The sequence below is a fragment of the Stutzerimonas nitrititolerans genome (assembly GCF_003696285.1).
Lineage (GTDB): Bacteria > Pseudomonadota > Gammaproteobacteria > Pseudomonadales > Pseudomonadaceae > Stutzerimonas > Stutzerimonas nitrititolerans.
In genome coordinates this window covers 111,712-135,233 of record NZ_RFFL01000004.1, presented here as the reverse complement: position 1 = coordinate 135,233, position 23,522 = coordinate 111,712, and the positions used below count along the sequence as shown (strand labels likewise).

Below are 23,522 nucleotides of genomic sequence, written 5' to 3'. Positions count from 1 at the left end.
CCATGGCCCTCTTTCACGTCTGACCAGCCCAACTCATGCATTGTCCCTTCTGCGTTGCACATGACACCAAGGTCATCGATTCGCGCCTGGTCGCCGAGGGCGATCAGGTCCGTCGCCGGCGCGAATGCCTGGCCTGCGGCGAGCGCTTCACGACCTTCGAAACCGCCGAACTGGTGATGCCGCGGCTGATCAAGCAGGACGGCAGTCGCCAGCCCTTCGACGAAGACAAGCTGCGTGCCGGCATGCAGCGCGCGCTGGAGAAACGCCCGGTCAGCGTCGAGCGGCTGGAAGCGGCCATTGCGCATATCAAGCATCAGCTGCGCGCCACCGGTGAGCGCGAAATCAAGTCGCTGGTGGTTGGCGAACTGGTGATGGCCGAGCTGCAGAAACTCGATGAAATCGCCTACATCCGCTTCGCCTCCGTCTATCGCCGCTTCCAGGATCTGAACGAATTCCGCGAAGAGATCGAGCGTCTGTCCCGCGAACCTGCGAAGCACGAATGACCACCTCCGACCACGCCTGGATGGCCCGCGCGCTGCAACTGGCGCGCAAGGGACTGTATTCCACCCACCCGAATCCCCGTGTCGGCTGCGTCATCGTGCGTGACGGTGAGCGGGTCGGCGAGGGCTGGCACGTGCGTGCCGGCGAACCTCACGCCGAGGTGCATGCGCTGCGCCAGGCCGGCGATCGCGCCCGCGGCGCCACGGCTTATGTGACCCTCGAGCCCTGCAGCCACCATGGCCGCACGCCGCCCTGCGCCGAGGCGCTGGTCAAGGCCGGTGTGGCGCGGGTGGTCGCAGCCATGCGCGATCCCAATCCGCTGGTGGCCGGGCGCGGGCTGGAGCGCCTGCGCAGTGTCGGCATCGAGGTGGCCAGCGGCGTGCTGGAAGGCGAAGCGCGAGAGCTGAACATCGGCTTCGTCAAGCGCATGGAACACGGCCTGCCGTATCTGCGTGCCAAGCTGGCGATGAGCCTGGACGGCGGTACCGCAATGGCCAGCGGCGAGAGCCAGTGGATCACCGGCCCGGCGGCGCGCGCCGAAGTGCAACGCTTGCGCGCCCGCTCCAGCGCGGTGCTGACCGGCGCCGATACGGTGCTGATGGACGACGCGCGGCTTACGGTGCGCGCTGCCGAACTGGGGCTGGATGCCGAACAGACCGATCTGGCCCTGCAGCGCCCGCCGCTGCGGGTGCTGGTCGACGGGCGCCAGCGGGTGCCGCTGGATGCGCCGTTCTTCCAGGCCGGACCGGCGCTGGTCGCTTCTGCATCGAGCGCGCGCGCCGAGACGTATCGCGCAGCGGGGCATGAGTTGCTGGCGTTGGCCAATGCCGAGGGGCGCGTCGATCTGCCGGCACTGCTTGCGGCGCTCGCCGAGCGTGGTGCCAACGAAGTCCTGCTCGAAGCCGGCCCGCGCCTGGCGGGCGCCTTCGCCGCGCTGGGGCTGATCGACGAATACCAGATATTCGTCGCGGCGAAATTCCTCGGCTCGTCCGCGCGGCCACTGCTGGATCTGCCGCTGGAGCGCATGAGCGAAGCGCGGGAGTTGAAGATACTTGACATCCGTGCGGTAGGTGACGACTGGAAAATCTGCGCCGTGCCGAGCACCGCGCAAGCGAAGCCCGACTGATTCGCCATCGTCATTGCCGTCGCCTCTGATCGCCATAGTCAGCGCAAAATCCCATGTACGCTGCAAATCGGGCGCGTTTGTGGTAAAAACTGCGCCGGGCCGCGACAGGCCCAACGTTCTCAGGGCGGGGTGAAACTCCCCACCGGCGGTAATGGCCTCGGCCTAGCCCGCGAGCGCTTGTCGGTTGTAACAGACAAGGTCAGCAGACCCGGTGCGATTCCGGGGCCGACGGTAATCAGGCTTCCTTGGCTTGTAAGTCCGGATGAGAGAGAGCGGGATACCTTGACGTGCGCCGTTCGTGCGCGCGCTGCATCCCTTTCGATCTGCAACGCCCTGTTTTTCTCAAAACAGGAGTTCGTCATGTTCACAGGAATAATCGAAGCCATCGGCACCATCCGTGCGCTCACGCCCAAGGGCGGCGACGTGCGGGTACTGGTCGAGACCGGCAAGCTGGATCTGGGCGACGTCAAGCTCGGCGACAGCATCGCGGTCAACGGTGTCTGTCTGACGGCGGTGGAGCTGCCGGGCAACGGCTTCTGGGCAGACGTCAGCCGCGAAACCCTGGCGCGCACTGCCTTCATCGATCTCAAGGCGGGCAGCAAGGTCAACCTGGAAAAGGCCCTGACGCCTACCAGCCGCCTCGGTGGGCACCTGGTCAGCGGCCACGTGGATGGCGTCGGCGAGATCGTCGCGCGCGAGGAAAACGCCCGCGCCGTGCAGTTTCGCATCCGCGCGCCGCGCGAGCTGGCCAAGTACATCGCCTTCAAGGGCTCGATCACCGTCGACGGCACCAGCCTGACGGTGAATGTGGTCAATGGCGCCGAGTTCGAGCTGACTATAGTGCCGCACACGCTGAGTGAGACCATCATGGTCGACTACCGGCCCGGGCGGCAGGTGAATCTCGAAGTGGATCTGCTGGCGCGTTACCTGGAGCGCCTGCTGCAGGGCGACAAGGCGGCCGAGCCGACATCCGGCGGCATCAGCGAAGGTTTTCTGGCCGAACATGGCTACCTGAAGAATTAAGGAATGGCGACGATGGCACTCAATACCGTAGACGAACTGCTCGAAGACATCCGCGCCGGCAAGATGGTCATTCTCATGGATGACGAGGACCGCGAGAACGAAGGCGACCTGATCATGGCCGCCGAATGCTGCCAGGCCGAGCACATCAACTTCATGGCGCGCTTCGCTCGTGGCCTGATCTGCATGCCCATGAGCAAGGAGCGCTGCGAAACCCTGCAACTGCCGCTGATGGCGGCGCGCAACGGTTCCGGCTTCGGCACCAAGTTCACCGTCTCCATCGAGGCGGCCGAAGGCGTGACCACCGGCATCTCGGCTGCCGACCGCGCGCGTACCGTGCAGGCCGCTGCGGCGAAAGGCGCCAAGGCCGAAGATATCGTCAGCCCCGGCCACATCTTCCCGCTGATGGCCCAGCCCGGCGGCGTGCTGGCACGTGCCGGCCACACCGAGGCTGCATGCGACCTGGCGCGCATGGCCGGCTTCGATGCCAGCGGCGTGATCTGCGAGATCATGAACGACGACGGCACCATGGCCCGCCGCCCGGAGCTGGAAGCCTTCGCCGAGCTGCATGGCATCAAGATTGGCACTATTGCCGACCTGATCCATTACCGCATGATCCACGAGCGCACCATCGAGCGCGTTTCCGAGCAGCCGCTGGACACCGAGCTGGGCCAGTTCAATCTGGTGACCTACCGCGACAGCGTCGAGGACACCGTGCACATGGCGCTGACCATGGGCGAGATCGGCCCCGAGCAGCCCACCCTGGTGCGCGTGCACAACATGGAGCCGCTACGCGACCTGCTGCTGGTCAACGTGCCGGGGCGCTGGAGTCTGCGCGCGGCCATGGGCGAAGTGGCCAAGGCCGGCAGCGGCGTGGTGCTGCTGCTGGGCAACCCGCTCACCGGGCCGCAACTGCTGGCCCAGCTCAACCGTCAGGTGCCGCCGACGCCGGCGATCTACAGCACGGTGGGTGCCGGTTCGCAGATTCTGCGCGACCTCGGTGTGCGCAAGATGCGCCTGATGAGTTCGCCGATGAAGTTCAACGCGATATCCGGCTTTGATCTGGAAGTTGTAGAATACCTGCCCGCTGAGTAGGACTGCCGCGCTACTGCGCGGTCCCTCAAGATTCCCTGTAGGAGCGAATTTATTCGCGAAAAGGGCCGGCACGGTGCCAAGCCATTCGCGAATAAATTCGCTCCTACAACAGCAGTACCTTATCCAAGCTCTTTAACGTATACGAGACCTGTTCCATGACCCTGAAGACCATCGAAGGTACCTTCATCGCCCCGCAAGGGAAATTCGCCCTGGTAGTGGGCCGCTTCAACAGCTTCGTCGTCGAGAGCCTGGTAAGTGGCGCCGTTGATGCGCTGGTGCGCCACGGTGTTAGCGAAGACGACATCATCATCATCCGTGCGCCGGGTGCCTTCGAGATTCCGCTGGTTGCACAGAAGGTCGCCCAGCAGGGCGAGTACGACGCCATCATCGCCCTGGGTGCGGTCATTCGTGGCGGCACTCCGCACTTCGAATACGTCGCCGGTGAATGCACCAAGGGCCTGGCCCAGGTCTCCATGGAGTTTGGCGTGCCGGTGGCCTTCGGTGTACTGACCGTCGATTCCATCGAGCAGGCCATCGAGCGTTCCGGCACCAAGGCCGGCAACAAGGGTGCCGAGGCTGCACTGTCCGCACTGGAAATGGTAAGCCTGCTGGCGCAGCTGGAGGCCAAGTGAGCCTCAATCGCGACGACAGCCAGGAACCCCAGCCCAAGGCCAAGGGCAAGATCGCCACGCGCCGCGTAGCGCGCAGCCTGGCGATGCAGGCGCTGTACCAGTGGCACATGGCGGGCCAGAACCTGAACGAGATCGAGGCGCAGTTTCGCGTCGACAATGATTTCTCGGGTGTCGATGGTGCCTATTTCCACGAACTGCTGACCGGCGTCGCCCGCGCCAAGGGCGAAGTCGACGGTGCCATCGTGCCCCATCTCGACCGCCCGCTGGACGAGCTCGACCCGGTGGAGCTGGCCATTCTGCGCCTGTCCACCTACGAGCTGATGCAGCGCATCGACGTGCCCTATCGTGTGGTGATCAACGAGGGCATCGAATTGGCCAAGGTGTTCGGCGCCACCGACGGGCACAAGTTCGTCAACGGCGTGCTGGACAAGCTGGCGCCCAGCCTGCGCAGCGCCGAAGTCCGCGCCCGCAAGCCCTGATCCGGCCCCGATGGGTGAGTTCGAGCTGATCCGTCACTACTTCGCCGCCGCCGCTTGCGCCAGGGCTGGCGGCGATGTCGTGTTGGGCATCGGTGACGATTGCGCCTTGCTCGCCGTTCCCGCTGGCGAGCAACTGGTGATATCCACCGACACCCTCGTCGCCGGTGTGCATTTTCCCGACCCCTGCGATCCCTGCCTGCTCGGCCAGCGTGCGCTGGCGGTTTCCACCAGCGACCTGGCGGCCATGGGAGCGACGCCCATCGGTTTTACCCTTGCCTTGTCCCTGCCGTTGGCCGAACCCGGCTGGCTGGAGGCGTTCGCCCGCGGGCTGGATATCATGGCCGCTGCGTGCGACATGCGCCTGATCGGCGGCGACACCACACGCGGCCCGCTGAGCATGACCCTGACCGTATTCGGTCGCGTGCCGGCGGGCCAGGCATTGCTGCGCAGCGGCGCCCGCGTGGGCGATCTGCTCTGTGTCGGCGGTACGGTTGGCGATGCGGCGGGCGCACTGCCGCTGGTGCTGGGGGAGCGCGAGGGCGCTAGCGCCGAAGCTTCGGCTCTGCTCGACCGCTACTGGTCGCCACAGCCGCAACTGGCGTTGGGCCAGGCCTTGCGTGGCAAGGCCACGGCGGCACTGGACATTTCCGATGGCCTGCTGGCCGATTGCGGCCATATCGCCGCGGCCTCTTCCGTGCGGCTCGCCATCGAGCAGGCGCGGGTGCCGCTGTCCGATGCCCTGGTGCGCTGGGCGGGCCGGGAGAGGGCCTTGCAGTGCGGCCTGGCGGGCGGTGACGACTATGTGCTGGCCTTCGCTTTGCCGAGGGAAGAACTGCCGGGTCTGCTGGCCGATGGCTGGCCGATTCGGGTGATTGGCCGCATCGAGGCGGGCGAGGGCGTGCGGCTGCTGGATGCCGACGGCAAGGACGTCCCCATCGACCGCCAGGGTTACAACCATTTCAATGCCTGAGCGCGCTTCGCCGCTCGGCCAGCCCGGAGAGGACAGCCGTCTTGACTGATTCCCTGCAACCCGCCACCGAGGCGATGCCACTGTCGGTATGGAGCAATCCCTGGCACAACCTGGCCTTCGGTTTTGGCTCCGGTACCTTGCCGAAGGCGCCTGGTACCTGGGGTTCGTTGCTGGCGCTGGCCTTCGTGCCGCTGTGGCAGACCCTGCCGGGCTGGGCCTACGGGCTGCTGATCGTCGCCAGCATGCTGTTCGGCATCTGGCTGTGCGGCAAGGTCGCGCAGGACCTGGGCGTGCATGACCACGAAGGCATCGTCTGGGACGAATTCGCCGGTATCTGGATCACCTTCTGGCTGGTGCCCGCCGGATGGCACTGGCTGCTGCTCGGCTTCGTCGTGTTTCGCGTGCTGGATATCGTCAAGCCCTGGCCGCTCAGCTGGATCGACCGCAATGTGACCGGTGGCCTGGGCATCATGCTCGACGACATCCTCGCCGGCTTCGCCGCCTGTGGTCTGGTGCATCTGGCCGTGCTGACGTTCGGCTGAGCTTCGGACTGTGCGGCGGGTCGCCGTAACCAGCGCACGGCCCGTGGAAGAATGCCGTTCCGCCCGGTTCTCCAGGAATTTTCGCCGATGCGTTTTCTCGCCCTGCTGCTGACCGCCACGCTGTCGCTGATCGCCGCCACCACTACCGCCGCGCCACGAGTGCAGGTGGTGGGTTTATTTCCCGGTGCCGCGGTGCTGAATGTCGACGGCCAGCGCAAACTGGTGCGGGTGGGGCAGACTGGGCCGGGTGGTGTCGTGGTGGTCAGCGCCGACTCAAGGGGCGCCGTGCTGCGGGTCGAAGGTATCGAGCGTAGCTACGGTCTCAGCCGTGAGCTCAGCTCGGGTTTTGCCGAGCCCGAGCGCAAGCAGCTGAGCATCGCCAAGGGGCAGGGCGGTCACTACTGGATCGCCGGCTCGATCAACGGCCAGTCGGTGCAGTTCCTTGTCGACACCGGTGCCACCTCGGTGGCCATTAACGAAAACCAGGCGCGCCGCCTGGGCATCGATTATCGCGTCGACGGCAGGCAGATCGTGGTCGGCACCGCCAGCGGCACGGCAAAGGCCTGGAAGGTGCACCTCAACAGCGTCAAGGTCGGCGCCATCGACGTGATGGGTGTGGAGGCGGTGGTGGTGGAAGGTGCGTCGCCCACCGAGGCGCTGCTGGGCATGAGTTTCCTTGGGCGCGTCAGCTGGCGCGAGGACCAGGGTGTGCTGAGGCTCGAGTCGAAGATCTGAAAATGACGAAAAGCCGATAAGGGCGCTGGAGGCTGGGAAAGCTGGACGAACAAGCTTGACGGGGGGTTGGCGTTAGGTCAGATACTGTCCAGCCTCCAGCCTCCAGCCTCCAGCCTCCAAACCAAAGCATCCACCAGAGCAATGGTGCTGCTGTTACAATGTCCGCTTTTCCGCTTCTGGAGTTCCTCCGGTGTCTGTCGTGTTCGTCGCCGCTTCCCAATTGCCGACGCCGTTCGGTGTGTTCACCATGCATGGTTTTCTCGACCAGGACACCGGCAAGGAGCATGTCGTACTGACGATGGGCGATGTCGCCGATGGCCGGCCCGTGCTGGGTCGCTTGCATTCGGAGTGCCTGACCGGCGATGCGCTGTTCAGCCTGCGTTGTGATTGCGGCTTCCAGCTGGAAGCCGCGCTGAAGGCCATTGCCGACGAGGGGCGTGGTGCGCTGCTCTATCTGCGCCAGGAAGGTCGCGGTATCGGTCTGCTGAACAAGATTCGCGCCTACGAGCTGCAGGACCAGGGCGCCGATACCGTCGAAGCCAACGAGCGCCTGGGTTTCGCCCCGGACATGCGTGACTACGCGATCTGCCTGCCGATGCTGGAACACCTGGGCATCTCCGAAATCAAGCTGATGACCAACAATCCGCGCAAGGTCAAGGCGCTGCAGGGTTTCGGCATTCGTATCGCCGAGCGCAAGCCGCTGCAGATCGCCCATAACCCGCACAATCGCAAGTACCTGGCTACCAAGGCCGGCAAGCTGGGTCACCTGCTCGGCGAAATCCATCAGGGTGAAGCCGAGCAATCATGAAGCGTACCGAAGAAAGGACTCGACTGAATCGGTTGTGGTGGTTCTGGCTGGCGCTGTGCCTGCTGCCCTGGCTGCTGCTGGGGCCCATCGACTTCAACCTCGGCCTGCCGCCCATGGCGATCTTCATCACGGGCCTGTTCGCCCTGTTCCCGAGCCTCAAGGCCTTTTCGTCGTTCAAGCGTGCGCTCTTCGCGCTAGAGGAACGAGACCAGGCCGGCGAGCGTGAGCGCTGGGCCGCCTTGCAGAAGGCCCAGGTGCTGGGCCTGTACTGGGCCGCGCTGCCGGCCTGGCTGGCGGCGCTGGGCTCGCTGTCGGGCCTGGGCGGTGTGGCTTGTCTGCTGCTGGTCTTCGGCAGCCTGATGACCTTCTTCCTGTACCGCATTCCGCGCCAGGTGCTCTGAACTTCGCGTGCTGCGGCTGCTGGGCATGTTGGCTGTTCGCGGTAATGCACAGCTTGTAGGGCCGAACTGGTTCGGCCGTTGGTGAGGTTGTCGGCCGAACCAGTTCGGCCCTACGGCTACGGTGTGGCTGCGTTTGGCTGTGATTTATCGCGGCTGGATGATGGGCGGCTGCACGCTGAAATCCACATGCACCTCGACCTGGAACACCTCGGCCAGGTGTTCCGGCGTCAGCACCTCTTGCGGCGTGCCGCTTCGATAAAGACGGCCCTGATGCATCAGGCACAGGCGGTCGCAATAGCGCGTGGCCAGGGCCAGATCGTGGATCGACACCAGCACGCCGCGCCCTTCGCCGGCGTAGGTCCTGAGCAGTTCGAGAATATGCCGCTGGTAGTACAGGTCGAGGCTGGCCACCGGCTCGTCGGCGATCAGCACCCGAGGCTCGCCGGCCAGCACGCGTGCCAGCCAGACGCGCGTCTGCTCGCCGCCGGAGAGCTGGTCGATACGCCGGTCATGCCACTGCCAGACGCCGGCCTGGTGCATGGCGTGGTGAATCTTGTCCGCATCCTCGTCGCCCCAGGGCAGGCGGCCAAGGGTAACGATGTTCGCCACGTTCAGGGCCCAGGCGCTCTGACTGGCCTGAGGCAGCAGCGCCACCTGGCGCGCCCGTTCATTGGCGCTCAAGCGTTGGCTGTGCTGGCCGCCGATAAGCACCTGGCCGCGATACCGTTGCACGCCGGCCAGGCAGTTGAGCAGGGTGGATTTCCCCGAGCCGTTGGGGCCGATGATGCCCAGCACTTCGCCGGCCGCCAGGGACAGATCGACGCCCTGCAGGCGCTCGTCCACGCTCAGATCCTGGGCACGGATCAGCTCCATTTCTGCCGCTCCCGCCAGACCAGCCAGATGAACAGTGGCGCCCCGATCAGCGAAGTGAGCACCCCCAGTTTGAGTTCGCGCCCTGGCGGCAGCAGCCGAACCACCAGGTCGGCGCAGAGCACCAGCGTGGCGCCGGCCAGCATCGAAGGGATCAACAGACGATCGGGACGGTGATTGACCAGCGGGCGAACCAGGTGCGGCACGATCAGCCCGACGAAGCCGATCGCACCGGCCACCGCCACCGCCGAGCCGACCAGCACCGCCGCGCCGAGGACGATCAGCCGGCTGCCGCGTTTGACGTTCAGCCCCAGGCTCTGCGCGGTGCGTTCGCCGAGGCTCAGGCCGTACAGCAGCGGACGTTGACGCAGAATCAGGACGCCGCCGATCAGCAGGGCCGGCAGCAGGATGCGCAGGTGATCCAGCCCGCGCTCGGACACCGAGCCCAGCAACCAGAACACCAGTTCCTGCATGGCGAAGGGATTGGGCGCGAAGTTGAGCACCATCGCCAGCGCGGCGCCGCTGATGGTGGAAATCGCCAGCCCCGCCATGATCACCATCGAAGGCCGCGAGGAGCCGGCCAGGGCCAGCATCAGGACCAGGGCGATGCCGGCGCCGAGCAGCCCGGCCAGCGCCGGCGCCATCTCGCCGGCGAAGGACAGCAGGCCGAAGTAGAACACCGCCGCCGCGCCGAGCGCCGCGCCCTGGCTGGCGCCGATCAGACCGGGGTCGGCCAGCGGATTGCGCAGCAGCCCCTGCAACGCGGCGCCGGAGAGGCCCAGCGCCGCGCCGACGCAGATGGCCAGCAGGGTGCGCGGCAGGCGGATATCGCCGATCACGATGGCCTCGAGCGTGTCCGCTCCGCGCAGCCAGTCGAGCAGCCCGCCAGCCGTGTTGACCGACGTCGAGCCCAGGCTCAGCGAGAGCAGGGCGGCGATCAGCAGCAAGCCACCGAGCAATGGCGTGATCAATCGAGCCATTGGTGCAATTGTCCTATCAGTTCCCAGGTCCATGGTCCCGGACATTGCCAGCGCCAGAATTCGCTGGTCAGCCAGCGCTCGGCCGGTACGGCCCTGGCCAGCGCCGGGTGCTCGGCGAATTGGTTGGCGCGCGCGCGATGCTTGGGCGCGGCCCATAGAATCGCATCCGGTGGGTCACTGGCGATCCGCTCCAGGTCCAAGCGCTGGTAACCGGGCTCGGTCAGGTAGTTGGTCCAGCCGGCGTGCTCGAGAATTTCATGTTCCAGCGTGCCCTGTCCGGTGCCGATGGCGTTGGCGCCGAGCAGCAGCAGGCGCTGCGGCCTGGCCGGTCGGGGCATCGGGGCGGGCACGGTGCTGGCGAGCGTTTCCGGTAGTTGCAGGGCGTGCAGGAACTGTTTTTCGTACTCCACCACCTGTTGCAGGGTGCGCGGCAGCGGCAGCACCTCGACGTGTACGCCCAGGGTCTCCAGGCGCTGACGAATCTGTGTCGCCGAATACTGGCCGGACAACACCTGGTCGGGACGCAGGGCGACGATCTGCTCCAGACTGCCATCGTGCACGGGCCACTCGGGGCCGATCCAGTCGATGGGGTAACGGCGTTGCAGCTGCGACAGGGCCACGACATTGTCCCGGTCCGCATGATGGGCGATCAGCCAGTCCGCGCACAGGCCGAGGGAGAGGATGCGTTGGGGAGCGGCTGAGGCCATCCACGGCAGCAGCAGAAGCAGGGGCAGCAGAAGGCGAACGGGGTGGTGGCGCATGAGAGGCACGTACTTCGGTGAGTTTCAGCAGGCAGAGAGACGATCATTGGGTGCCCGATCCTGCTTCTTCCGCTTGGGCGCCACGGCAGTCCGTGGCGCCTCGGCAAGAGCATTCAGAATCGGTAACCGACGCTCAGTTGTACCTCCTCCTCGGGAGCAGGATAGCGGCTGGCGGCGGTGGCGAAGGCATCGTAGCGCTTGCCGGTCAGGTTGTTGATCCGTAGTTTGGTGTTGAACTGCCTGTATTCATAGGCCAGTGCGGCATTGACCAAGGTATAGCTGCCGGCCTTCTGCTGGATATTGGCATCGTCACCCGAGTAATAGCGCTTGCCGGTGTATACCGCTTCCACGTAGCTCCGCAGCCCCGGCAGGATTTCATAGCTCACGTGGGCACTGGCGCTGTGGCGCGAGACCCAAGGCACATCGTTGCCCTTGAAGCTGCCGTCGCGGTACTCGGAATCGGTGAAGCTGTACTGACCACCAATACTCAGATCAGCGCTGAGTTGGCGTTCGGCTTCGAGCAGAACGCCCTTGCGCAGGGTCTTGTCCAGGTTGATGTTGGCGCCATCGAAGCCCCAGGCGCTGTTGGGGCCGGGTGCGGTCGGGTCATACATCAACTCGTCTTCCAGTTCCAGGCGATACACCGTGAGGCGGTATTGCTGGATGCCGTTGTTCCACTCGACGCCGCTTTCCCAGGATTCGCCGGTTTGCGGTTTGAGAAAGGTGACATCTGGCGAAGTAAAACCGTTTTCGTCGACATTGGCCCAGCGTAGAACGTCCTCGCGCCTGATGAATACGCGGGTCTGTTCGTTGGCTTGCCAGCTCAGGCCGATACTGCTGCTGCCTTCGCGATCACGATGCGCTCGGCTGGAAGCGGTGCTTTCGTCATCCGCTTCGCTGGCGCGGTAACCGATCACCAAGTTCAATCCATTCCCGAGATCCTGGCTGAACTGTGTGTACCAGTCGCGCAGGGTTTGTTGTGCGAGGGTGTCGCCCCACGAAGCCAGGTACTCGTAATCGCTGGTGATATGGTCATGGCCCAGCAGCCATTCGGCTTGCCCGAGAGGCCAATCGAATCGGGCGGTAAGACGCGGGCTGATGGTTTCGATACGTGTGCCCTGGGTGAATTCAGAGCCGGGGCCGAAACTGCCGACTCCATCCTGATCGCTGTGGCTGTAGTCGAGGTGCGCACTCCAGACTTCACTCAGGCGCTGTTCCAGCGCCAGGCGATGAACCTGGCTTTTGCTGTCGTTCCAGGACTGCGAGCTGCTCTGCTTGCGGTCTTGGCGGCGCTGAGCCAGAGAAAGTGCGTTGGGAAAAAGCAGTTCGTCATCCACCGTCTGGTATTCATAAAACACGTGGCCGTTGTCGTGTTCATAACGCAGGCGGGCGAAGGCATTGCTGTAGTCGGCGTTGTTATGGTCGCGGTAATTGTCGTTGCTGCGGGTTTCGCCACTCGCATACAGCGAGAAACCACCCCCGAGCTGCTGATGCAGGTGCCCGCGAAAGGCTTCATGGTCGTGACTGCCTCGGCTGGCTTCGACATAGGCCTCGTCGCTGGATGGGGTGCGCGTGATGATGTTGATGACACCGCCCACGGCCTGATCGCCATAGAGAACGGTTCCGGCGCCACGAATGATCTCGATCCGCTCGATATTCGCCAGCGGGACGCTGTTCAGGTCAGCGCTGGCCAGGGTCGGCTGATTCAGGCGGCGACCATCGACCAGGACCAGGGTGTTGTTGGCGGCATTTTCGCCAAAACCGCGCAGGCTGATGGCGGCGCGGTTACCGTCACCCATGGTGTCGCGAATCTGCAGGCCGGCCTGGCTGCGCAGTACATCGAGCAGGTCGCTGCTGGCACTGGCCTCGATCTGCTCGCGGTCGATCACCGCTACGCTGGCGGGGGTCGGCGCTTTCAGGTTGGTCGCGCGGGTAATCACCATGGGCGGCAATTGCGTGCTGGACGAAGTCTCATCGGCAGCGAGCGCCAGGCCGGGCGTCAGGGCGATGGCCAGGGCCAAACGGGACAGTTTCATCGGTAAGAAATCCTCAAAAGATCGAAGCACTTTTGAGGAGGGCAGGAACAAGCGTGGAATCCGGATACAGGCAGCCGCGCTTGACGGTGCTGCCCTCCGCAACACCAGTCGAATCCGCTCAGGCCGGTCTCCGGGCTCTCGACTCGCATCGCGCTCGCCTTCCCATGCCGGGGCACAGTGGCGTTTGAGCGAACGGCGATCCCGGGGATCGCGGTCGATTACCGTTGCGGGGGCAGCGCCGGGATTGTTCGCTTGAACGCACCGGCTTCCCGTTTAATGCGCGCTTTGGGCAGCACACCTGAAAGGAAAACGCGCGCACCATAGCCGGCGAGGCTGCCGATGGCAATGACTGTGGTTGAGAAAGGGCGGGGATGCCCAGGCGTGGTGGTGGCTGGCGCTCCCACGCAGGAGCATGGGAGCGATCGGAGTGCCTGTCCTGATGGTGCCCATGCTCCTGCGTGGGCACCTCGGAGGGTCAGGACGGCTAAAGCAGCTGGGCTCGGCCTGTACCGTAGGGTCGAACTTGTTCGACCGTTGGCGTGCCGGCGGCAGAATGAATTTGGCCCTACGGAACGGTGCGCAGGCTCCGACCGTTCACAGGCACAGCAGCTCGCCATAGCCGACTGGCCGGCGGAATGCCATTTCCAGCGCTTCGCCCAGCAGCAGGTGGTGCAGCGCGCGGATCGGCCCGGCGTGGGTGATCAACAGCGCGTCGCGACTATCGATCTCGGCGAGAAAATTGCGCAGGCGCTGCAGCAGTTCGGGCAGGCTTTCGCCTTGTGGCGGCGCGGCAGTCTGCCAGTTGTCGCCCCAGTGGCGCGCTTCGGGAGAGTCCAGTTCCACCCAGGTGCGTCCTTCCCAGTCGCCGAAGTTCAACTCTCGCAGACGCGGGTCGAGCCTGAACGGAGCGTCCAGGGCTTCGGCGAGGCTGCGGCAGCGCAGGCTCGGGCTGCTCCAGATCGGCGGTAGACCCGCTGGAAACTGGTGGGCCAGCGTTTCACGGACCGCCTGCGTCTCCTCGGCGAAGGTGTCGGCCAAGGGAACGTCGAGCTGGCCATAGCAGAGGCCGGCGGGCGCCGCCACGCGGGTGTGGCGAATCAGACAAAGCGGCACAGCGCCAGGACTCCCAGCAGGAAGGTCAGCTCGCTCAGCTGTTGCAGCGCGCCCAGGCAGTCGCCGGTGAAACCACCGATCCACTTGCGCAGCCAGCGAGCGAACCACAGACGCAGCGCGATCAGCGGCAGCAACGCCAGCCAGAAAGGCGCCGGTACCTCGATCCAGATAAAAGGCAGCAGCGCCAGAATGGCCGCGATCAGCAACCCGGTCGCCGACATGCGCACCGCCAGCGGCTTGGCCTTGCCTTCGGGGCGGGCATAGGTCTCGGTAAGCATCATGCTGGCGGCGTTGAGGCGGCTGAGCGTGTGCGCCAGCACCATCACCGGGACGATCAGCGCCGGCGGCAGCGAACTCAGCAGGAGGAACTTGCCGCCCAGTGCGCCGATCAGCGCGGCGGCGCCGAAAGTCCCCAGGCGCGAGTCCTGCATGATGGTGAGGATACGCTCACGATCCCAGCCACCGCCCATGCCATCCATGCAGTCGGCCAGCCCGTCCTCGTGGAAGCAGCCGGTCAGCAGCAGGCCGAACGCCATGCTCAGCAGTATCGCCACCGGCACTGGCCAGACAAACGAGGCGCCCCAATAGGCCAGCGCACAGAGCGCGCCGATCAGGGTGCCGATCAGCGGAAAGTAGATCGCTGCCTGGTTGAGTTCGTCTTCGGAATAGGGCACCCGAGCGGGAATCGGGATACGGGTGAAGAACTGCAGCGAGAGCAGGAGGCGATCGCACTCCCGACGCAGCAAGGAGCGTTCGTTCACTGCGCCGCCTCGCCGCTCACGCCGGCTTCCTCGAAGGAGGCCATCTCGTTGAGAAAGCCGCAGGCCGCCTGCAGCAGCGGCCAGGCCAGCACGGCGCCGCTGCCTTCACCGAGGCGCAGGTCCAGCTGCAGCAGCGGTGTGGCGAGCAGATGGTTCAGCAACAGTGGATGACCGCCTTCGTGGGAACGATGGCCGAACACGGCATAGTCGCGTACCGCGGGCGCGATCCGCATCGCTGCAAGCAGCGCTGCGCTGGCGATGAAACCGTCGATGACGATCAGCGCGCCTTTCTCCGCGGCACCGAGCATGGCGCCGGTCATCATCACCACTTCGAAGCCGCCGACCTCCGCCAGGATGTCGATCACCTCGTGCGGCCCGGGCCCGACACGAGCTGCGACAGCTTCCAGGGTGGCGATCTTGCGCGCCAGCCCGGCATCGTCCAGGCCGGTTCCGCGCCCGGTGCAGGCGGCGATGGGCAGGTCGGCGAGAAAGTGCGACAGCAGTGTGGCGCTGGAGGTATTGCCGATGCCCATCTCGCCGAAGGCCAGCACATTGCTGCCTTTTTCCACTTCCTCATGGGCGATGCGCCGCCCGGTTTCCAGACCCTGTATGGCCTGGGTACGGCTCATCGCCGGGGCTTCCAGCGCATTGGCGGTACCGAAGCCGAGCTTCTCGTGGCGCAGCGGCAGGTCGCTGGGGAAGTCGGCGTTGACGCCGGCGTCGACCACCTGTAGGGCGAAGCCGTGCTGGCGGGCGAAGATATTGGTGGCCGCGCCGCCGGCGAGGAAGTTGTAGACCATCTGCGGCGTGACTTCCGGCGGATACAGGCTGACACCGGCGCGCGCCAGGCCATGATCGGCGGCGAAGATGGTCAGGCTCGGGCGACGCAGGCTGGGCGTCAGGCTCTGCTGGATCAGGCCGATCTGTAGTGCCAGGGCTTCCAGTACACCCAAGGCGCCCAGCGGCTTGGTCTTGCGATCGATCTTGTGGCGCAGGGCGGGGAGCAAAGTAGGATCGGGGCTTTGGATGACGATATGAGGCAGGGAATGCATCGGAAGGCTCGATAGCACCGAGGCTGTAGACGAGCCGGTGCGGGATGAGTGAGGGAAGAGATGGCGGGCACCTTACTGCCGGGAATGGCGGAAGGACAAGTGGTTGGTGTTGGTTTGGCGCTGTGCAGGGGCGCCCCCTCACCCCAGCCCTCTCCCGCGAGGGGAGAGGGAGCGGTTCGTGCGGGATGCCAGGAGTGTGCCTATGCAGAGACCGCTTTCCCCCTCGCCACTGGTGGAAGAGAGGAGAAGCCGCTTCGCCAAAGCGTCAATTGCCGCTTTGCAGCTTCTCCAGCCTTCGCTGCACCGCCGCCTCGATCCCTGCCTCGTCCAGACCGCATTCGGCGAGCATCTGGGCCGGTTTGGCGTGTTCGACGTAATGATCGGGCAGGCCGAGGTTGAGGATGGGCTGGAGCAGGCCTTCGCGGGCCAGGAACTCGTTCACCGCGCTGCCGGCGCCGCCCATGATGCTGTTTTCTTCGATGGTTACCAGCAGGTCATGGCTGTCGGCCAGTTGGCGCACCAGGTCTTCGTCCAGGGGTTTGACGAAGCGCATGTCGACGACCGTGGCATCCAGGGTTTCACCCACTGCCAGCGCTTCGGCCAGTTGTACGCCGAACACCAGCAGCGCGACCTTCGAGCCTTGGCGGCGGACCACGCCCTTGCCGATTTCCAGCGGCTCCAGGCCGCGCTCGATAGGTGCATTGGGGCCGGTGCCGCGCGGATAGCGCACCGCCGCCGGCCCTTCGAACAGGTAGCCGGTGGTGAGCATGCGGCGCATCTCGTTCTCGTCGCTGGGGGTCATCACCAGCATGCCGGGAATGCAGCGCAGGTACGACAGATCGAAACTGCCGGCGTGGGTCGGGCCATCCTCGCCCACCAGGCCGGCGCGGTCGATGGCGAACAGCACGTCGAGGTTCTGCACCGCCACATCGTGGATCAGCTGGTCATAGGCGCGCTGGAGGAACGTGGAATAGATCGCCACCACCGGCTTGGCGCCTTCGCAGGCCATGCCGGCGGCCAGCGTCACCGCGTGCTGCTCGGCGATGGCGACGTCGAAGTAGCGCTCGGGAAAGCGCTCGCTGAAGGCCACCAGATCGGAGCCTTCCTTCATCGCCGGGGTGATGCCGGTCAGGCGCGCATCGACCTCGGCCATGTCGCACAGCCACTGGCCGAACACGTTGGAGTAGCGCGGGCCGGACGGTGCCTTGGGCTTCTTGGGGGCGTCCAGCGGTTCCAGCTTGTTGATCGCATGCCAGGTGATGGGGTCGACTTCCGCCGGGGCGAAGCCCTTGCCCTTCTTAGTCACCACGTGCAGGAACTGCGGGCCGGAGAGGTCGCGCATGTTGCGCAGGGTGGCGATCAGCGTCGGCAGGTCATGGCCGTCGATGGGGCCGATGTAGTTCCAGCCGAGCTCCTCGAACAGGGTGCCGGGTACCAGCATGCCCTTGGCGTATTCCTCGGTGCGACGGGCGATCTCCCAGGCGCCGGGCAGACGCGAGAGCACTTTCTTGCTGCCTTCGCGCATGCTGCTGTAGGTGCGGCTGGAGAGGATCTTCGCCAGGTAGTTGGACATGCCGCCGACGTTGCGCGAGATCGACATGTCGTTGTCGTTGAGCACCACCAGCATGTCGGCGCCGACTTCCGGCGCATGGTTGAGTGCTTCGAAGGCCATGCCGGCGGTCAGTGCGCCGTCGCCGATCACGGCGATGGACTTGCGCTGCTGTCCCTGCAGGCGAGCGGCAATGGCCATGCCCAGCGCGGCGCCGATCGAGGTGCTGGAGTGGCCGACGCCGAAGGTGTCGTACTCGCTTTCGCAGCGGCGCGGGAAAGCGGCCAGGCCGTCCTTCTGGCGCAGGCTGGCCATGCCCTCGCGACGGCCGGTGAGGATCTTGTGCGGGTAGGCCTGGTGGCCGACATCCCAGACCAGGCGATCGTCCGGCGTATCGAAAACGTAATGCAGCGCGATGGTCAGCTCGATGACGCCGAGTCCGGCGCCGAAGTGCCCGCCGGTCTGGCCGACGCTGAACAGCAGTTCCTGGCGCAGTTCGTTGGCGAGCTCTTCGAGTTCCGCCTCGCCCAGGCGACGCAGCTGCGCGGGCGTGGCGGCGCGGTCAAGAATGGGCGTTTGGGGGCGAAGCCGAGGGATCTCATGGAACGTCTTGAGCATCGGGCGAATCGTTTTTATCTGAAAAAAGAGCCGCAGTTTACCCGATGGGCCCGACGATAAGAATGACCGCGGCGCCAACGGTCGCCGGGCAGCCGGAATACGAGCGCCCCGCGCTGCTCAGCTGCGGCGTTCGACGATGAAGCGGGCCAGCTCGCGCAGTGGGTCGGCGCTCGCGCCGAAAGGTTGCAGCGCGTGCAGCGCCAGGTCGCGCAGTTCCAGCGCGTAGGCCTTTGCCGCGTCCATGCCCAGCAGGGACGGATAGGTGGGCTTGTCGCGGGCGATGTCGGCGCCCTGGTGCTTGCCCAGCGTGGCGGTGTCGCTTTCCACGTCGAGGATGTCGTCCTGCACCTGGAACGCCAGGCCGATGGCCTGGGCATACTGCTGCAGCGCGGCGAGGCTGGTGTCGTCGGCACGGCCACTGGCCAGGCCGCCCAGGCGCACGGACGCCTCGATCAGGGCGCCGGTCTTGTGCCGGTGCATCAGCTCCAGCGCCTCGCGGTCGAGCTTGCGCGCCACCGAACCGAGGTCGATGGCCTGGCCGCCGACCATGCCGGCCGGTCCTGCGGCACGCGCCAGGCTGCTGAACATTTCCAGGCGCAGCGCCGGGTCGGCCGGGTTGTGCGCCGCTGCCGCCAGTGCTTCGAAGGCGAGGCTCTGCAGGCCGTCTCCGGCGAGGATCGCGCAGGCCTCGTCGAAGGCCTTGTGGGTGGTGGGCTGGCCACGGCGCAGGTCGTCGTCATCCATGGCCGGCAGGTCGTCATGCACCAGCGAATAGGCGTGGATCAGCTCGACCGCGCAGGCGGCGCCATCAGCCTGGGCCGCATCACCTTCGAGTGCTTCGCAGGCGGCGTACACCAGCAGCGGGCGCACGCGCTTGCCGCCGTTCATCACGCTGTAGCGCATGGCCTGGTAGAGACGTTCGAGTTGTGGACGGGGCGGGACGAAGAGGGTGTTCAGGCAGTCGTCGACGCGCGCCTGGCAGCGCTGTTGATAGGCGATCATGCTTCGGGGTCCACCTCGAAGGGCGTTTCCTGCAGCTTGCCGTCACGCTCCAGCAGGATCTGCACCTTCTGCTCGGCCTGGCTGAGGGCCGCCTGGCAGTCGCGGGTCAGGCCGATGCCCTGCTCGAAACAGGTCAGCGAGTCTTCCAGCGACAGCTCGCCGCTTTCCAGTCGTTCGACCAGCTGTTGCAGCTCGGCGAGGGATTGTTCGAAATCGAGGGCGACTTTCTTGCGGGCCATGGCGGAACCTGTTCTGTGCGGCGGTTCTGAAACGGTCGCGACACTAGCAGAGCTGGGCGGAAAAAGCAGCGGCCAGGGACAAGCAGCCAGCATAAAGACGCTGAAAGGCGGAAGTAGCTGTTGGGGCGCCCACGCAGAGCATGGGCGCCATCAGGAGGGCTCGATGTGCTCAGGCCGAGCGCCGGGCCTGCCGCTGCTCGGTGCGCTGATCGATCACCGCGAACACCTGCTGCCACATCTGTTCGGATTGCGCCTTGAGCTGTTCGGCGCGTTCCTTGAGTTGTGCCTGGATCCGTTCGCGGTCGTCGGTTATCCAGGCGATCTTGCGCTCGATCTCGGCATCGCTGGCGCCGACCTCCAGCAGGCCTTCGGGGAGCCCGTAGTCCTCGAACAGCATCTGGTACTTGTGGCTCCAGCCGGTCGCCAGCGACGGCACGCCCTGGGATAACGCGCTGACCAGGCCATGGAAGCGGCTGCCCAGGGTGCCGCTGCAGGCGCCGAGAATGCCCTTGATCCGCAGCGCGTCCTTTTCCTGGACCACCGGGATGCCGCCGACGGCTGCCGAGAACTTGTCCGCCAGCGCCCGGTCGTCCTTGCCTTCGTGCACCAGGGCGAAGGGCCGGGCGTTCTTGCGCAGCAGCAATTCGGTGCATTTGATCAGGAAGGGCAGATAGGCATCGCGTGTCGCCTGGTCGGTCTTGTCGAGCATCCGGCAGTTGGGAACGATGCAGAAGCGGTTCTGCTCGGCATCGAAGTTCTCCGGCAGTACGCCGGCAATCAGGTTGGTGAAGTCGGGCGCCTGGCGGATGTTCGGCTGCTCGCCCACCACCTCGGTGAGGAGTTCGTAGGAGACCCGCTCGCGGGGGAATATCAGGTCGACGTTCTCCGCCACGGTCTTCATCGCCTTGCGATTGCGCTCCGAGGCGTACGGCCCCAGCGCCTGGGGCAGGAGGATGACGCTGGTGCCGTTCTTCTTCCAGGCCCTGGCCGACTGCGCCAGCTCGCTGCACGGCCCTTCGCCCCACTGGTCGCTGTAGGCGAAACCGGCGGCGTCTATCACCACGTCGACTTCACGGTCGAGGACCACGCCGTACATTTCCCGCAACGGGCGTGGTGCCAGGTTGGCCAGGTTGCCCCACTGGATGCCGTAGCGCCAGAGCGAGGCCTTGGGATAGAAGCCCAGCTTCACCAGGTTGTGGTAAGGATGATCCGAACGCTTGGAGGTGGGCGCCATGACGAAGGTGGCGTCGGGATAGCGCTCCTTCAGCTTCTGCTGAGCGGCGTGCAGCATCAGCTCCGCGCCCTTGTTGATGAAGCCGGCCTTTCTGATTTCGATGAACATCGTTTACCTCATGTGAATACGATCAATTCTTCGTCGGTCTTCTTGTCCGAGTAGGGGATGCCTCCGGTCGGGTCGGCGTAGCCCACCGCCAGCAGCATCACGGTGCGTTCGTGGTAGGCCAGGCCCAGCTTCTGCGCCAGGCGGCGTTCGGCTGCTTCGATGTCCGGCCAGTTGATCGGGCAGGTGGAGAGCCCGAGGCTCTCGAACGCCAGCATCAGCTGCATGGCGGCCAGCGAGCCGTCGATGTAGATGACGTGCCGATCGCGCGCCTCGGGGTAGGCGCCCAGGTCGCCGACCACGGCGATCAGGCAGGGCAGGTTGTCGTGGAAGCCCGCCGTGCCGCCCGCGCAACTGGCGACATCCGCGGCCCTGGCCGGGTCGTTGATGACGTGAAAGCGAAAGGGTTGCCGGTTGCACGCCGAGGGCGCCAGGCTGGAGGCGCGGACCGCCTGTCGGATCAGCTCGTTGTCCACCGGCTTGTCCAGGTACCAGCGCACCGAGCGGCGGCGCCGGAACAGCACCAGCAACTGTTCGTAGCTGACCGGGCATTCGGGCAACTGGCTGTGCGGGTAGGGCACGCAGCGGCTGGCATCGCCGCGGACCTGCACGCTGGCAAAGGTATCGCGCGCCGAATCGATACGCGGCGTGCTGCCCACGGCGGCGAAATAGTCGTTGAGCACATCGCCGGCCCAGCGCTGCTGGCCGGTCGGCATGCCTCTGCTGAGGGCGGCATCGGCGTAGCAGCGCACGGTGGCGCCTATGTAGTCGTCGGCGAAGGTACCGCGCCGCGGCCGCATGATCAGACCTTTCTCCAGACGGTGCACATTGCGCCGCAGGAAGGGATCGTTCTCGCCCTTGCGGCGCATCAGTCGGGCGAAGCGCAGCCGGCCGAGCAGCACCGCGCGGTGCTCGCGGTCGAATTCGCGACTCAGGAAGCAGTAGTACAACGAGGCCATGAAGCCGTTACGGGAACACAGCCTGATCAGTGCCAGACCGATGCCGTCGCGGGCCTGCTTGAGGGGTGTCTTGAGCGGCTCGGGCAGGGCCTGGGCGATTGACTTGAGGTTCATCGGGTCGCTCCTACGGCGCTGTATGCATAGCGAAACGGACTGAAAAGGGATCGTGTCATCATGAAGAACACCGGCCGGGTCTTGGGATGCAGCAGCAGCGCGCCATAGGAGGCGATCGCATAGGAAATGACCGTCGCCATGGCGGCGCCCTCGGCGCCGTGGCGCGGAATCAGCAGGACGTTGAGGCCGACGTTGAACAGCGCGCCCAGGCCCTGGGTGATCAGCGAGAACATCAGCGCGTTCTCGATCAGGATCCAGCGGCTGAACAGGGCGCGCATGAAGATGAACACGCCGCCCCAGATATGGATGGTCAGCACCGAAGCGGAGTCCTGATAGCTGCTGCCGAAGAGCAGGGCGATCACCGGCCCGGCGACCAGCGTCACCACCAGCGCCACCGCGATGGCGACCAGGAAGAGGAAGTCGAACAGCTGTTGCAGGCGCCGGTTGAACAGCTCGCTGTCGCTTTCGCGCAGCTTGATCAGCTTCGGGAAGAACGAGGCGACCACGGCGATCGGCAGGAAGTACCAGGCCTCCGACAACTGCGCGGCCACCGCGTAGACACCCACTTCCTGCGCGCCGACCATCCACTTGAGCATGATCTGGTCGATCTTCATGTAGATCACCGCGAAGATCGAACTCAGGTAGATGATCCAGCCCTGGCTGAGCAACTGCTTGGCCTTGGCGAGGTTCGCCTGCCAGTCGATCACCGATGTGCGGGTCGTGCTCTTGTAGAGGTAGGCGAGAATCAGCGCGGCGACGACGAACTGCGCCGTATGGGCGAAGGCGAAGGCCAGCAGGCCGGCGCCGGAGAGAATCAGCCCGACCTTCAGCGCCGCGGCCAGCAGTACCGCGCTGGACTTGGCGATGGCCGGATACTTGGCCTGCACCTGGGACTGGAACCAGTACTCGACGACATCGAAGGTCTGGAAGAAGATCGCCGAGGCGACGATCAGCAGCATCCAGAACTCCAGGCTGCCGATCTCCTCGAACAGCACGGCATATCCCAGCACCAGCAGGAAGCCGATGGCCATGCCGGTCAGCTTCAGCATGAAGGTGGTGCCCAGGATCTTCGGCACCTCGTGCGGCTCGCGCACCACTTCGCGCACCACCAGCCCGGCCAGGCCCATGTGGCCGGCGGAGGCGAAGATCGCCGTGACCGAGATCGCATAGGAAAGGATGCCGAACCGCTCCGGTCCCAGGTAACGGGCCAGCAGGATCGCCACGGCAAAGCCCACGCCGATGTTCAGCAGGCGCTCGGCCATCATCCATGAGGTATTGAACAGGTACAGTCGCAGCTTCTGGTAAAGGGATCGGATTGCGGTTGCGCTCATCGGGTGAAGCCGGCCTCGGAGTTCGCGGTGCCTGTGGGGGGGCACCTGTTTCGACGCAGGGTTGACCCGACATCGGGGGGCTTGTTCCGGTCGGCGACCAGTCGCAGACGTGCGGCGCAGGGCTGCTGGCGCTTTCTCCCGGGCTTTGCGACGGGGTTTGCACGACCGCCCGCCGCCTGCCGTGGTGGATGGGCTGCCAGGCCTGAAAGGGCGGTAATGCGTGGGTTTGCGGCGAGCGAAGGCGAACCGGAGCGAGGCTGTAACGGGGCCTGGTTTGGCAGTCAGCCGGGCGCTCCCGGAGTGCACCAGGCAGTTCGTCGGATCCCGTGTGTCAGCAGTCGAATCAGTCTGTAAGCGTGCCTTTCGCGACGCCTGCCAAGCGCGAGCGGCGTAAAACGCCGTAACGATTGGCGGACAAACGCGCGCTGAATTCCATTAATCTGCCCATCCCTTTTTCTTCATCGAACCTTTATGGACAGCGACAGTTGT

Annotated in this window: 24 protein-coding genes and 2 riboswitches; of the genes, 11 read left to right on the top strand and 13 right to left on the bottom strand. The window is 65.4% G+C overall.

What is annotated here, in order from left to right; translation table 11 throughout:
- Positions 1-35 precede the first annotated feature (35 nt).
- From nrdR to EA795_RS06195, 11 genes are all read left to right on the top strand, one after another.
- Positions 36-503, top strand: coding sequence for a transcriptional regulator NrdR (nrdR, locus tag EA795_RS06245; RefSeq protein ID WP_014854041.1), 468 nt, complete (start codon positions 36-38; stop codon positions 501-503).
- Complete coding sequence (gene ribD, locus EA795_RS06240; protein WP_122076189.1) at positions 500-1,627, top strand: bifunctional diaminohydroxyphosphoribosylaminopyrimidine deaminase/5-amino-6-(5-phosphoribosylamino)uracil reductase RibD; 1,128 nt, start codon at positions 500-502, stop codon at positions 1,625-1,627. The genes nrdR and ribD overlap by 4 nt, the downstream gene beginning before the upstream one ends.
- Before the next feature lie 111 nt (positions 1,628-1,738).
- A riboswitch (FMN riboswitch) is annotated at positions 1,739-1,905 on the top strand.
- An 82-nt stretch (positions 1,906-1,987) separates the two neighbouring features.
- Positions 1,988-2,650: a riboflavin synthase gene (locus tag EA795_RS06235; RefSeq protein ID WP_122076187.1), complete on the top strand. Its 663-nt coding sequence runs from the start codon at positions 1,988-1,990 to the stop codon at positions 2,648-2,650.
- A gap of 12 nt (positions 2,651-2,662) precedes the next feature.
- Positions 2,663-3,742 (top strand): bifunctional 3,4-dihydroxy-2-butanone-4-phosphate synthase/GTP cyclohydrolase II, encoded by a 1,080-nt coding sequence (ribBA, locus tag EA795_RS06230; protein ID WP_122076185.1) that lies wholly within the window; start codon positions 2,663-2,665, stop codon positions 3,740-3,742.
- Between the two features lie 155 nt (positions 3,743-3,897).
- A complete protein-coding gene (gene ribH / locus EA795_RS06225; RefSeq protein ID WP_065983730.1) occupies positions 3,898-4,374 on the top strand; it encodes a 6,7-dimethyl-8-ribityllumazine synthase in 477 nt (158 codons plus the stop codon).
- The gene (gene nusB / locus EA795_RS06220; protein ID WP_058076134.1) at positions 4,371-4,853 is read left to right on the top strand and encodes a transcription antitermination factor NusB; all 483 of its coding nucleotides are present in this window, start codon (positions 4,371-4,373) and stop codon (positions 4,851-4,853) included. The genes ribH and nusB overlap by 4 nt, the downstream gene beginning before the upstream one ends.
- Before the next feature lie 10 nt (positions 4,854-4,863).
- Entirely contained in the window at positions 4,864-5,823 is a 960-nt protein-coding gene (thiL, locus tag EA795_RS06215; RefSeq protein WP_122076183.1) for a thiamine-phosphate kinase, read from the top strand.
- Positions 5,824-5,864: 41 nt separating this feature from the next.
- On the top strand, positions 5,865-6,365 hold the full coding sequence (locus tag EA795_RS06210) for a phosphatidylglycerophosphatase A family protein (RefSeq protein WP_014854034.1): 501 nt from the start codon (positions 5,865-5,867) through the stop codon (positions 6,363-6,365).
- 87 nt (positions 6,366-6,452) lie between these two features.
- Complete coding sequence (locus tag EA795_RS06205) at positions 6,453-7,100, top strand: retropepsin-like aspartic protease family protein (RefSeq protein WP_122076180.1); 648 nt, start codon at positions 6,453-6,455, stop codon at positions 7,098-7,100.
- Between the two features lie 190 nt (positions 7,101-7,290).
- Positions 7,291-7,908 (top strand): GTP cyclohydrolase II, encoded by a 618-nt coding sequence (gene ribA / locus EA795_RS06200; protein WP_014854032.1) that lies wholly within the window; start codon positions 7,291-7,293, stop codon positions 7,906-7,908.
- Positions 7,905-8,309: a hypothetical protein gene (locus EA795_RS06195; protein WP_043942661.1), complete on the top strand. Its 405-nt coding sequence runs from the start codon at positions 7,905-7,907 to the stop codon at positions 8,307-8,309. The genes ribA and EA795_RS06195 overlap by 4 nt, the downstream gene beginning before the upstream one ends.
- 144 nt (positions 8,310-8,453) lie before the next feature.
- Here EA795_RS06195 and EA795_RS06190 read toward each other — a convergent pair whose 3' ends face one another.
- The 13 genes from EA795_RS06190 to EA795_RS06130 form a co-directional block, all read right to left on the bottom strand.
- The gene (locus EA795_RS06190) at positions 8,454-9,182 is read right to left on the bottom strand and encodes an ABC transporter ATP-binding protein (protein WP_122076178.1); all 729 of its coding nucleotides are present in this window, start codon (positions 9,180-9,182) and stop codon (positions 8,454-8,456) included.
- Complete coding sequence (locus tag EA795_RS06185; protein WP_122076176.1) at positions 9,173-10,159, bottom strand: FecCD family ABC transporter permease; 987 nt, start codon at positions 10,157-10,159, stop codon at positions 9,173-9,175. The genes EA795_RS06190 and EA795_RS06185 overlap by 10 nt, the downstream gene beginning before the upstream one ends.
- A complete protein-coding gene (locus EA795_RS06180; protein WP_122076174.1) occupies positions 10,147-10,920 on the bottom strand; it encodes a substrate-binding domain-containing protein in 774 nt (257 codons plus the stop codon). Before EA795_RS06180 ends, EA795_RS06185 begins: the two co-directional genes overlap by 13 nt.
- A 113-nt stretch (positions 10,921-11,033) precedes the next feature.
- Complete coding sequence (locus EA795_RS06175; RefSeq protein WP_122076172.1) at positions 11,034-12,956, bottom strand: TonB-dependent receptor; 1,923 nt, start codon at positions 12,954-12,956, stop codon at positions 11,034-11,036.
- A gap of 104 nt (positions 12,957-13,060) precedes the next feature.
- Positions 13,061-13,273: riboswitch (cobalamin riboswitch) on the bottom strand.
- A gap of 277 nt (positions 13,274-13,550) precedes the next feature.
- Positions 13,551-14,069, bottom strand: coding sequence for an alpha-ribazole phosphatase family protein (gene cobC, locus EA795_RS06170; RefSeq protein ID WP_058076143.1), 519 nt, complete (start codon positions 14,067-14,069; stop codon positions 13,551-13,553).
- Positions 14,054-14,830 (bottom strand): adenosylcobinamide-GDP ribazoletransferase, encoded by a 777-nt coding sequence (locus EA795_RS06165; protein WP_205891476.1) that lies wholly within the window; start codon positions 14,828-14,830, stop codon positions 14,054-14,056. The genes cobC and EA795_RS06165 overlap by 16 nt, the downstream gene beginning before the upstream one ends.
- Positions 14,827-15,882 (bottom strand): nicotinate-nucleotide--dimethylbenzimidazole phosphoribosyltransferase, encoded by a 1,056-nt coding sequence (gene cobT / locus EA795_RS06160; RefSeq protein WP_122076168.1) that lies wholly within the window; start codon positions 15,880-15,882, stop codon positions 14,827-14,829. Before cobT ends, EA795_RS06165 begins: the two co-directional genes overlap by 4 nt.
- A 265-nt stretch (positions 15,883-16,147) precedes the next feature.
- Positions 16,148-18,049, bottom strand: a complete 1,902-nt coding sequence (dxs, locus tag EA795_RS06155) for a 1-deoxy-D-xylulose-5-phosphate synthase (protein ID WP_122076166.1) — start codon at positions 18,047-18,049, stop codon at positions 16,148-16,150.
- A gap of 117 nt (positions 18,050-18,166) precedes the next feature.
- Positions 18,167-19,051: a polyprenyl synthetase family protein gene (locus tag EA795_RS06150; protein WP_058076146.1), complete on the bottom strand. Its 885-nt coding sequence runs from the start codon at positions 19,049-19,051 to the stop codon at positions 18,167-18,169.
- The gene (locus EA795_RS06145) at positions 19,048-19,290 is read right to left on the bottom strand and encodes an exodeoxyribonuclease VII small subunit (RefSeq protein WP_014854021.1); all 243 of its coding nucleotides are present in this window, start codon (positions 19,288-19,290) and stop codon (positions 19,048-19,050) included. Before EA795_RS06145 ends, EA795_RS06150 begins: the two co-directional genes overlap by 4 nt.
- 169 nt (positions 19,291-19,459) lie before the next feature.
- Entirely contained in the window at positions 19,460-20,632 is a 1,173-nt protein-coding gene (locus tag EA795_RS06140; protein WP_122076164.1) for a polysaccharide pyruvyl transferase family protein, read from the bottom strand.
- A gap of 8 nt (positions 20,633-20,640) precedes the next feature.
- Positions 20,641-21,702 (bottom strand): nitroreductase family protein, encoded by a 1,062-nt coding sequence (locus EA795_RS06135; protein ID WP_122076163.1) that lies wholly within the window; start codon positions 21,700-21,702, stop codon positions 20,641-20,643.
- Positions 21,699-23,033: a flippase gene (locus tag EA795_RS06130; RefSeq protein ID WP_122076161.1), complete on the bottom strand. Its 1,335-nt coding sequence runs from the start codon at positions 23,031-23,033 to the stop codon at positions 21,699-21,701. The genes EA795_RS06135 and EA795_RS06130 overlap by 4 nt, the downstream gene beginning before the upstream one ends.
- Positions 23,034-23,522 lie beyond the last annotated feature (489 nt).